Source organism: Actinotignum sp. usb-actsch-rep-73 (assembly GCF_059082735.1).
Genome location: NZ_JBHNPV010000037.1, coordinates 57,389 through 67,579 on the forward strand (window position 1 = coordinate 57,389; position 10,191 = coordinate 67,579).

Here is a 10,191-nt window from a genome sequence, read left to right on the forward strand (position 1 = left end):
TCATGACAGAAGTTAAGCCTGTCGGTTACGACGAAGCTGATTTCCCAGAGCCACCGGCTCGTGAAGATTGGTACGCTTACTACATTTTCTACACCAGCAACAATAGCCCGCTCCTCATTGAGTGCATCAAACCATTAATCGACGAGTTGCGCAGCCGGGATCTAATCGAGCGGTGGTTCTTCATTCGCTACTGGCAGGAGGGTCCGCATCTAAGATTTCGAGTTAAGCCACGCCCTGAAGCCTTTGACCAGGTTAAGCAGATGGTTAACGAACAGGTGGCGACATTCCTTGAAGTGCGACCTGCGCTTTATGAGATGAAATCGGAGATTGTCGGGGGCATCTATAAGGATATGTTCCTGATGGAGGGCACCGAGGAAGAATGGAATGAACTATATGGCGACGACGGTATGCCGCTTCGGCCTTCCAACTCCACCTCTGTTGAGGTGTACGAACCCGAGTACATAAAGTATGGTGGCCCGAATGGTATTGAAATCTCCGAGCAGCATTTCGAGGATTCCAGTGACCTCGTGTTGACTTTGTTGGATACCACTAATGCCCATGTGCGTTCAGTTCTGTTTGGCCTGGCCTTGCAAATTATGGTTGTCACCATCGCAACCTTTCTGCCGAAGATGACAGATCAGCTGGAGTTTCTGAAGGCTTATCAGGCTTTCTGGGACACCATGATGCAGCAGGCTCCCAAAACGGACCAGTACGACTCTAATTTCGAGAAAATGGGGGAAAGCTTAGACAAGCAGATCCCTGGCATAATTCAGCTCGTCGCTGGTGATCGTCAGGAGGAACTCCCGAGTTTCCTTAGCGATTGGGGCGTCAAGGTGCGTCGAACTCGGGACAATCTGGACAAGGCCACTCGCGAGGGCAAGATCTTGCTTATTTCTCGTGAGGACGGTACTCGCAGGGTAGCGGATGATGAAAATAGGGCTAGGTGGTCCCTGCTTATCCCATACATCCACATGACTAATAACCGGATTGGCATCAGTATCCCTGAAGAGACTTATCTCTCATACCTGCTGCAACGACACCTTGAGGCTCGTTCATGACATTTCAGAATCTAGACCTCACCGTTCGTCCTGGAGTCATCCTGGGGCCTGCGATTGCTCGCGACGGAGTACCGGTACATGCAGTTTACAATGTTGAGGAGGATCGCTATTACCAAATTGGTGAGCGAGAATTCTTCATTATTGACAGATTAAAGCGTGGGTTGGAACTCGATCAAATCAGCCAACTATACGCGGATAGATTTGGTAAGGTTTTAGGTGTGCAGTCGTGGCATCAAATGGCCATACTGTTGGGATCTAAGCGCCTTCTATTGGAGGATGGAATCAAGCATGAGTCCCGGGCTCGCGAGAGAATGTTATCCAGGGACTGGGGGCTATTTTCCGGAAAGTTTGGTCTCTTTGACCCCAGCCCATTAATAGCGAATATCCAGCGTAAATGTCCTTGGGTGATATCCAAGGGAGCCTTGGTTTTAGGTCTGCTAAGCTTTGCCGCCCTATGTGTGGTAGTCGGATTCAACTTTAAGACTATGAAGGGCGACACCGTTCGTGTGTTTACCGAAGTTCCATCAATCGCGGCTCTTATTGCCGTAATCCTGCTTTTTTCAATGTTCATCCACGAGATGGGGCATGCCTTAGCTTGTGCGGGCACGGGCGGGGCCTGTCATGAGATTGGTTTCGCATGGCGTATACCGATGTTCTATTTCTATGCGACCACTGACGATGTGTACCTAGCTCCAGCTAACCGACGTGTTGTGGTGTCCGCAGCTGGAATGCTGGCTGGCTCGCTCCCCCTATTTCCATTTGTGGTTGCCTATCTGTTCTTAGGGGAAGGTTTTGGGGCGGAGGTTGTTGCATCCGTTCTTTACGTTGGATTTTTCGCTACAGCTATCAATTTAGTTCCTCTTTTTGGGCTTGACGGCCACAAGATTTTGAGTCATTCTCTGGGCGTCTGGGACATTTCTTCTGAAGGGCGAAGCTGGATAGTAAACGTCTTTTCACATAAGAGTCCGCACAAACATTTTGGTTTTGGCGTTAAGGCTTTTGCAATATTCGAGCTGCTTGCTATGACCGCGATGACTGTGGGTAGCACCTTGTGGTGGGTAGCGTTGTTGGCCCCCAAGGTCGGCGTAATGTGGGCGATCCTAATTGTAATATTGATCTGGTTTGTTGCTGGATCAGTATTTATCTTTTTTGTTCTACGCAATCGGAAGAAAAAGCTATGAACCCAGTTTTAAAAGTGACTCCTGAGAGATCTCGAATAGATAGTCCGATTCAGATAACGGCAGGAGGTCTCGTTCCCGGAGAACGGGTTACCATTCGAACTAACGTTATGGATGGCGCACTTAGAGAGTGGGAGTCCATAGCCATTGTTAACGCTGATTCTGCCGGCGCGGTTGATCTGTCTCAGATGGCCCCTCTTGAAGGCTCGACATACCAGGGCATTGATGGGGAGGGGCCGTTGTGGTCAATGCTGGGCCCTGATCAGTCGAAGTTTTTCACCCGCAACCTTCCTGTCGAGTTGGAGTACCATTCTGAGCTACTCCGCGGTGATAGCGTCATCGCTTCAACTCGATTTCGTAGGCATTTCGGTGATGGCGTCAAATGCGGTCAGGTCCATGAACCTCCTGTTGTGGGCACATTCGCCCATCCTAACGATGATTTGCCACATCCAGGCGTTCTTTTACTGCACGGTTCTGACTCTGTCGACTTGGCTGGCGCCTCTAAACTACTCGCGTCTGAAGGCTATTCCGTTTTGGCTCTCAGATGGTTCGGGATTGAGGATCGTCCTCCACACTTGGTCAACATCAACCTGAATGATATTGATCGTGTCGTAAAACATATGCTCAATGACGATTTTGTGTTGGGAGACCATATCGCCGTGATTGGGCTGTCTCGCGGCGCGGAGCTGGGGCTAGAATTGGCTGCAAATAACGCCAACATAGGGCTGACTATTGCCCTATCGCCCTCATCTATCAGACAAGCTGGGATGGGTGAGAATTTCTCATTCAAGGATCCCGCATGGGTTCGAAACGGGGAACCTCTTGAGTGGGTACCTGGCGGCAATGGATTTGGGATGATGATTTCGTGGCTATCGGCTGTCATTCGAAGAAAACCCATGCGCCAGAAGCGCAGCTTCCTTAAAGACCTAAATAAGAAGGATGAGGCTGTCGAAAAGTCAACTATTCAGGTGGAAAACTGCAAGGGCCCCATTACCCTGATTTTTGGGGACGATGATGGGCTGTGGCCATCTAAAGAGTATTCTGACCGCATTGCTGGCAGGCTGAAGAATGCCGATTGGCCGGGCAATCTGAGGATTGAGTGCCTACCTGGTGCTGGGCACTTTGTTGGGTTTCCCTATGCTCTTCCCACCTTGCCGCCAATGCGTATGCTCAAGCCCACTTCATTTTTCTCCATTGACTTTGGCGGCTCAGCTGAAGCGAATGCCGAGTCGGCAAAAAAGGTTTGGCAAATAGTTCAGGAAGAGTTATCTCGGTGGAGTATGTCGTTAATTACTGAAAGCGATAGGAGGGGCAATGGGAAAGGTTGTTGACTGTCATGGTCTGAGTAAGACCTACCGGACAGGAACGGTGGCGCTTGATGGTCTCGATTTCTCTGTAGAAAAGGGTGCCATTCATGGGCTAGTGGGTAGGAATGGGGCCGGTAAGACTACGTTGATGAAGTGCCTATTTAATCTGATTCGACCCACATCCGGCACCGTTAATGTATTCGGCCAGCCTGCCGGGCAGATGGCCCACAAGGTGGGTGGGTTGATTGAAATGCCTGCCTTCTATAAACACCTTAGCGGAAGGCAAAATTTGGCCCTATTTGCCGGATATTTCGGTGTGAACACTGCCGAGTGTGGGCGCATCCTCGATCTTGTTGGATTGGCCAATCGAGCTGAAGATAAGGCCTCAGGTTACTCTCTCGGCATGAAGCAGCGGCTCGGAATAGCCATTGCCCTCCTAGGCAAGCCTGAGTTGCTGATTCTTGATGAGCCGGTCAATGGCCTGGACCCGCAGGCGATTGCGGAAACCAGAGATTTGATAAGGACCCTTCGGGACTCTGGAACCACAATCTTGCTTTCCAGCCATCTGCTAGGGGAAATTGAGCAAGTTTGCGATACCGTCACCGTCCTGGAATCTGGAAAACTTGTGGCTAACGGTACGCCAGAGCAGCTTCGCCAACAGTTCAACGGTCAGGCTCCATTAGAGCTGCAGGTGGGGGACCCGGCTAAGGCTTCACAGCTATTGGAGGGCATGGGCGTCAAGGTTAAGGTCGAGGGGTCAAGCCTCCTTGCCTATCTGCCGGAGGATGTGACTGCATCCGATCTGGTCAAGGTCCTAGTCAAGGAGGATATCGAGGTCAGGGCTGTCAAAAAACGAGACTCCCTAGAGGCCGCCTATCTGTCGATGACTCAGAAGGAGCAGTGAAATGAGTACTGTTAGTGTCCAGAAAAGCTCGTCAACAGATTTATGGCAGATCATTCGCACAGATGTGAAAGCGGCGACCCTTAGACCGGCGATTCGGATAGCTGTGCTCATCTGGGTTCTCCAGATCGTGATTTTTGCTTATGTAATTCCGTACATCGTCTACCACACCGCGACCGATGCCATCGGGCCCGAAGCTGCTGAAGCTCTACAGGCAGGCCTCGAGCTGTCGGTGTTGGGTGAATACGTGACTGCTTCTGTCCCTCTTTACGGCATTCCCGTTGGCGTGACAGTGGGAGCCATCCTGGTCTGCAGTGACTACGAGTCAAGGACCTTGGGTATCCTGTTGGCAAGAATCCCCAAGCGCTGGTGGCTTGGAGTTAGCCGATTGGTCACCATGGCGGTCGTCTCCTTGGTTATGGCCTTGTGTTCTTTTATTGCAGCGGCTATTTGCTCCACTATTTTCACTGCTATCCGAGGTGCGGGGTTCGGCTTTGATTTCGGCGGAACGGTGTTAGGCCTTGGTGCCACGACTCTCGGGCTCTTCTCATATGCAGTCTTGGGGTCTCTATTCGGGTATCTGACCAGGTCGATATTGGGTGCTGTGATGCTCGGTCTTGGCTGGACCTTCGGCATTGAAACGCTTGGCATTGGAATGTTGTCCGGCTCTTCTGGCTTCTTCAAAGTCTTGCACGGGTTCACCTTGACTGGGAATATTGGTTCACTTCCGGCAGCTTTAGACAGAACTGAAGTGCTTAGCCTCCTGTCTTCGCCCGGGGTTAACACGCTGCATTCAGGCTTAGTCGCTTTCATTTTCATAATTTGCTGGCTGGTGGTTTGCGCGTCTCTGGGTATCTCTCTTCTGTGTCGAAGGGACGTAGCCTAGCAAATAACTTCCACTCCCAATGCCGGCTCTGCTACTCATCAGGGCCGGCATCATCGTCCTCCAGACGCTCATCTCGGTTATCTCAATTGGTGCGGAAGGGGCGCAGCAGGCCTTCCCTTGGTACGTTGGCGGACGGGTTGAAGAGCAGCTCGGTAGAGTCAGTCTGACCTATGAAGTCCGCTGGCCCGATGTAGGATGAGCGTTGCCCCCTTTGAGTGGTACCCGCTAACGGAAGGCAAAAATCACACCCCCTCTGCCGCAGAGTGGGGCATAGATCGAGCAAGAGGATTACTCGGAGGTGAGACGCAAAAGGAAAGACAACTCACTGAGCTCACGCCTGGAGCAACGAAGCCCCTGCTCAACAGGGGTTCTTACGCTCACGCAGCAGTTATCAAATCCGACGTCTTTGTCTCTCGTTACACCCTTTTGTCTTAAGGTTTTATGAGCACTCAATCTGCTCGTGGCCCAGGTGTTCGGCAGTCTCAAGCTGGAATGTGGAGTGTTTAATTTCAACGGGGAAGTGCTTGGCGACGCAGTTTTGTAGGCGGTCAAGAATCTGCTCGCTTCTGCCGGCCTGGAAAGCCTCTTCGCTGATGATGATGTGTGCTGTCAGGACGGGCATAGCCGACGCGACGGTCCACGCGTGCAGGTCGTGGATTGCTTCGACGCCTTCGATGCGGAGCATGTGATCGCGCACCTCGGCAAGGTCGAGGTTCTCGGGAGTAAATCCCATCAGAACCATGCCGGCGCTACGAAGCAGAAGTGCTGCCCTTGGGAAGATGAGTACGACGATCAACAGGGAAGCGAGGGCGTCCGCTCGGGTCCAGTTGGTGTAATGGATAACCGCGGCAGCGACGATAACGCCGATCGACCCTAGGGCGTCGTTCGTCACCTCCAAGAAAGCGGCGCGCATATTGAGGTTCGCTTCGCGACCACCCATGAGAACCAGCAGGGATGCGACGTTCGCGACCAAACCAATAACGCCCATGATGAGCATTCCGCCAGATTCGATCTGGGGCGGGTTGACGAGGTTTATCGTGGCGCGAACGGCAACGATGATGCCGATAACGGCGAGCCCGCCAGCCTGGATAGCCGCGCCGATAATCTCGGCGCGACGCAACCCCCACGTTGAGCGGTCGGTCGCAGGTTTATGAGCCAGGTGGGCGACAACAAGCGCCAATACGAGGCCCGCAGAATCCGCTGTCATGTGACCGGCATCGGCAAGAAGAGCCAGTGAATCGGTCAGGATTGCGACGACAACTTCGCTCACCAGAATGAATGCGGTGATGCCAAGTGCGATCGCAAGGCGTGTGCGTGACGCATTCGCCCCGTGACTATGTGTGTGACCGTGAGTGTCATCGTGGTGATGAGCGTGCTCGTTCTCGTGCTGCATGACCATCCTGTCGTCGAATTAATCGAGCACGCCCTCGTGAATCCATCATCTGTACCAGCGCATAAGGTGCGGAAAACTTGAACGGAGCCAAGAGGTGTGCATCTAACTAAGTCATACCTTAGTTGCTTGGTTCTTTCTTAGGAAACTTGGTTCTTTCTTAGGAAAAAGGTCGCTTGTGTGAGCGAGAGTCTCTCGTAGACGGTTTTAATGAAAATATGACCGTGATGTGACCACTGCGTTTTCGGTTGAGTGAGTCCATGTGTCTCAAGCGTGGAATCGAGCCTGCCGAAGACTAGTGGGTGGTACCTGGCCGTAGGATAGAGGCAGTAATTGATAAGGGAGCTTTAATGGCAATGACGACGCTGAAAGAACTGACGACCTTCCACGTTGGGGGTCCGGTCGCTACCTATATTCTTGCCGATTCACGTTCCGATCTGATTGCAGCCTTTGACAGCGCAGACAAGGGTGAGTTCCCGATTCTGATGATCGGGGGTGGCTCAAACACTCTTGCCTCCGATGCCCCATTCGAAGGCATTGTCGTTAAAGATGGGCGTCAGCAGATCACTCGTTATGAGAGCTCAGATGACACCGTTCTCGTCACGGCGACTGCTGGCACCGTCTGGGACGAATTCGTCCAGTGGACCCTTGCCGAAGGCCTCTCGGGCATCGAAGCCCTGTCCGGCATCCCCGGAACCGTCGGAGCTGCGCCTGTTCAAAACGTTGGAGCCTACGGTCACGAGATCTCTGACACGCTTGCCTACGTTGACGTCTGGGATCGCGGTGAACAGTGCGAGAAGCGCTTGAATGCATCTGAACTGGATCTCGTCTACCGTGAGTCGATTATTAAGCGCTCAGTCCGCGAAGGTGACGACCAGGGACGTATATGGGGTCCGACCGGGCGTTGGGTTGTCCTCGAAGCCACGTTCCGCCTCACAATCTCCGATCAGTCCGCGCCCGTCCTGTACCGCGAACTCGCGAATCGCTTGAGCATTGAACAAGGGCAGAGCGCGAATGCTCAGCGTGTGCGTGATACTGTCCTTGAGTTGCGCACGTCAAAGGGTATGGTGCTCGACCCCAACGATCACGATTCGTGGAGTGCTGGCTCCTTCTTCACGAACCCCATCGTCGATGCCGAAACCGTTGCCACGCTCCCACCCGAGGCCCCACGCTTTGACGCCGGAAATGGCATGATGAAAACGTCAGCTGCATGGTTGATCGACCACGCGGGCTTCACGAAAGGCTGGGCAGTGGATGGAGCGCGCGAAAACGGCGCCTCGCTGTCAACGAAACACGTTCTTGCCCTGACCAACCGCGGGGATGCCACCAGCGATGAGGTCGTCGAGCTTGCGCTCGCGGTTCGCGCCGGCGTTCAAGAAAAATTCGGCATCACCTTGGTTCCTGAGCCCGTCACGGTTGGGATCAGCTGGTAGCGTCCGCTTCTGCCTTTCCCGACGGCTTGCGAGGCTCCCGCTTAGTCGTTGTGACCGTCGTATGGGGGTGTGTTGAGCCACGCCTGAATGTGGGCGTGCCATTGGTTCTTCGAAGCGCTTGATGCCAGGGAAGCGTTGATTGACTGAGAAGCCAAGTCTGCGATCTGTTGATCGGACAGACTAAAGGTGTCGCGTGCTCGTGCGTACTGTTGGATCAGTCGCGAACGGAATAACAGCGGGTCATCTGCGCCCAGTGCCACCGTTGCCCCGTATTTCATAAAAACGGGCAGGGGAACGTGTGAAAAGTCCTGGTAGACCCCCAAATGGACGTTTGAGGTCGGGCAGACTTCGAAAGCAACGCCTTCGTCAATGAGCCTGCGAAGCAGGTCTGGATCTTCCGTCGTACGCACGCCGTGGCCGAGTCGTGCCGGGTTGAGCGCGGTGACAACATTGCGTACCGACTCGGGTCCTAGCAGTTCACCACCGTGGGGAAGAGAAGCCAGTCCTGCGCGCCGTGCGATGCCGAAGGCCGCGCCAAACTCGCTGGTTGTGCCCACGCGTTCATCGTTCGATAAGCCGAAACCGACGACCGTGCCCGGACCCTCGCCAGCATATTGCGCGGCTAATCGTGCCAGAATTCGGGCATCAAGAGGATGTCGGATACGCGATGCGGCAACGATAATTCCCACTTCCACGCCCGTATCGCGCCACGCCTGTCGGGCCTCGTCAAGGATGATTTCGAGGGCCGGAGTGATGCCACCAACCCACGGGGCGTAAGAGGTCGGATCCACCTGCATTTCAAGGCGAACCGAGCCCTCTTTCGCGTCGTCTTCTACAGCTTCGCGGACGATGCGTCGCATGGCGGATTCTGAGCGCACCAGATGACGCGCAGAATCGTAGGAACGTTGGAAGCGGAACCAGCCTCGTCCGTCGGCGGGGACTTTTAACGGGTCGATGGCCAGAAGGTGGCTGGGCAAGCGAACGCCCTGCTCATTGGCCAGGTCAATCAGAGTCTGCGGGCGCATTGCTCCAGTGAAATGCAGGTGCAGATGCGCTTTCGGTAGGCGCGATAAATCGCGTCGACCAGATGTTTGGTGCGCCGGGGCAGTCAGATTCGGTTGGGTTGGGCGTGCGCGTTTGGCCTGGTCAGTGAATCGGTGGATAGGCGACGAGGCGACGAACTGGGACATCAGTGCCTGTCCAGCCAGGCGACGATGTCTTTAATCAGGCCTGGACCCTCGGGTTCGTTGAGGACCTCATGGTACGCGCCGTCAATGATTCGTAGGTGAATATCAGCATCAGGGTGTGATGCCAGTGCGTTCTGAACGAAAGTCTTTGAAGCGTTCAACGATGCCAACTTATCTGCGTTTCCGTGAAGGATCAGCATAGGAGTCCTGGCGCGGTGAGCATTCTTCAAGACAAGGTCGCCCTGAGTGATCATTGTTGCCCCCGTGATCAGAGGAACGCCACCCGTGTAGTTGAGTGGATCAGCATCGAACGCTTCTTGGACTCTGGGGTCGCGAGAGAGGACGGAAGGGTCATCTGCTGAGCGAGGCTTCTGCGCCGTCAAAGCGGGGAAAACGCGCGCAAGCGGAAGCAGTAAGCGAGCCACGCCAGCCGGCAACGGAGGAAGCGGGCGGAATGCTGGGCCCGTCAAGATCGCACCGTTCACGTTCGAGGGGTTCAGAAGAAGCGATGCGGCGGTAACCAAACCACCCATGGAATGACCAAAGAGGAAGAGGTCTGATGTGCGTGCGTGCGCCAGCACAATGCGTCGAGCGTCTAGATGGTCTTTGATCAGGCGTCCAACATCAACCTGCGAACGTGGGCCTGGGGATGTGCCGTGAGCATAGTGATCGTAGAACGCGATGTCGTATCCAGCTTCAATAAGTTCGTCTTGCAGGGGAAGAAAACGGCCCGAGTGCTCGGCATATCCGTGGCAGAGCAAGACGGTGCCCTTCGGGGCGAGCGTTGACGCGGAACGATACTGGATATTCATGCACTCTATTGTGGCAGGTGGAAGGCAGTGTGTGCAGAA

Annotated in this window: 9 protein-coding genes; 6 read left to right on the top strand and 3 right to left on the bottom strand. The window is 54.1% G+C overall.

Translation table 11 applies throughout. The features are described 5' to 3' along the window. Positions 1-2: 2 nt before the first annotated feature. From AC5RE1_RS02580 to AC5RE1_RS02600, 5 genes are read left to right on the top strand one after another with little or no spacing between them, the layout of a single operon-like run. Positions 3-1,058 carry a thiopeptide-type bacteriocin biosynthesis protein gene (locus AC5RE1_RS02580; RefSeq protein WP_083378345.1) on the top strand — a complete coding sequence of 352 codons (1,056 nt, stop codon included), beginning with the start codon at positions 3-5 and terminating at the stop codon, positions 1,056-1,058. Next, positions 1,055-2,239, top strand: coding sequence for a zinc metalloprotease (locus AC5RE1_RS02585; protein WP_071128855.1), 1,185 nt, complete (start codon positions 1,055-1,057; stop codon positions 2,237-2,239). Before AC5RE1_RS02580 ends, AC5RE1_RS02585 begins: the two co-directional genes overlap by 4 nt. Next, positions 2,236-3,567 carry an acyl-CoA thioester hydrolase/BAAT C-terminal domain-containing protein gene (locus tag AC5RE1_RS02590; protein WP_071128854.1) on the top strand — a complete coding sequence of 444 codons (1,332 nt, stop codon included), beginning with the start codon at positions 2,236-2,238 and terminating at the stop codon, positions 3,565-3,567. The genes AC5RE1_RS02585 and AC5RE1_RS02590 overlap by 4 nt, the downstream gene beginning before the upstream one ends. Further along, on the top strand, positions 3,551-4,447 hold the full coding sequence (locus AC5RE1_RS02595; protein WP_071128853.1) for an ABC transporter ATP-binding protein: 897 nt from the start codon (positions 3,551-3,553) through the stop codon (positions 4,445-4,447). The genes AC5RE1_RS02590 and AC5RE1_RS02595 overlap by 17 nt, the downstream gene beginning before the upstream one ends. A 1-nt stretch (position 4,448) precedes the next feature. After that, positions 4,449-5,330 carry an ABC transporter permease gene (locus tag AC5RE1_RS02600; protein ID WP_071128852.1) on the top strand — a complete coding sequence of 294 codons (882 nt, stop codon included), beginning with the start codon at positions 4,449-4,451 and terminating at the stop codon, positions 5,328-5,330. 439 nt (positions 5,331-5,769) lie between these two features. Here AC5RE1_RS02600 and AC5RE1_RS02605 read toward each other — a convergent pair whose 3' ends face one another. Next, entirely contained in the window at positions 5,770-6,723 is a 954-nt protein-coding gene (locus AC5RE1_RS02605; protein ID WP_006680236.1) for a cation diffusion facilitator family transporter, read from the bottom strand. Between the two features lie 299 nt (positions 6,724-7,022). Here AC5RE1_RS02605 and AC5RE1_RS02610 point away from each other — a divergent pair, with 299 nt between their 5' ends. Beyond that, positions 7,023-8,153 carry a UDP-N-acetylmuramate dehydrogenase gene (locus tag AC5RE1_RS02610; protein WP_442953378.1) on the top strand — a complete coding sequence of 377 codons (1,131 nt, stop codon included), beginning with the start codon at positions 7,023-7,025 and terminating at the stop codon, positions 8,151-8,153. 41 nt (positions 8,154-8,194) lie between these two features. On the opposite strand, the gene AC5RE1_RS02615 is transcribed toward AC5RE1_RS02610, so the two are convergent. Both AC5RE1_RS02615 and AC5RE1_RS02620 read right to left on the bottom strand, forming a co-directional pair. Continuing rightward, a complete protein-coding gene (locus tag AC5RE1_RS02615; RefSeq protein ID WP_285069749.1) occupies positions 8,195-9,343 on the bottom strand; it encodes an adenosine deaminase in 1,149 nt (382 codons plus the stop codon). After that, a complete protein-coding gene (locus tag AC5RE1_RS02620) occupies positions 9,343-10,152 on the bottom strand; it encodes an alpha/beta hydrolase (protein ID WP_006680233.1) in 810 nt (269 codons plus the stop codon). The genes AC5RE1_RS02615 and AC5RE1_RS02620 overlap by 1 nt, the downstream gene beginning before the upstream one ends. Between the last annotated feature and the right edge of the window lie 39 nt (positions 10,153-10,191).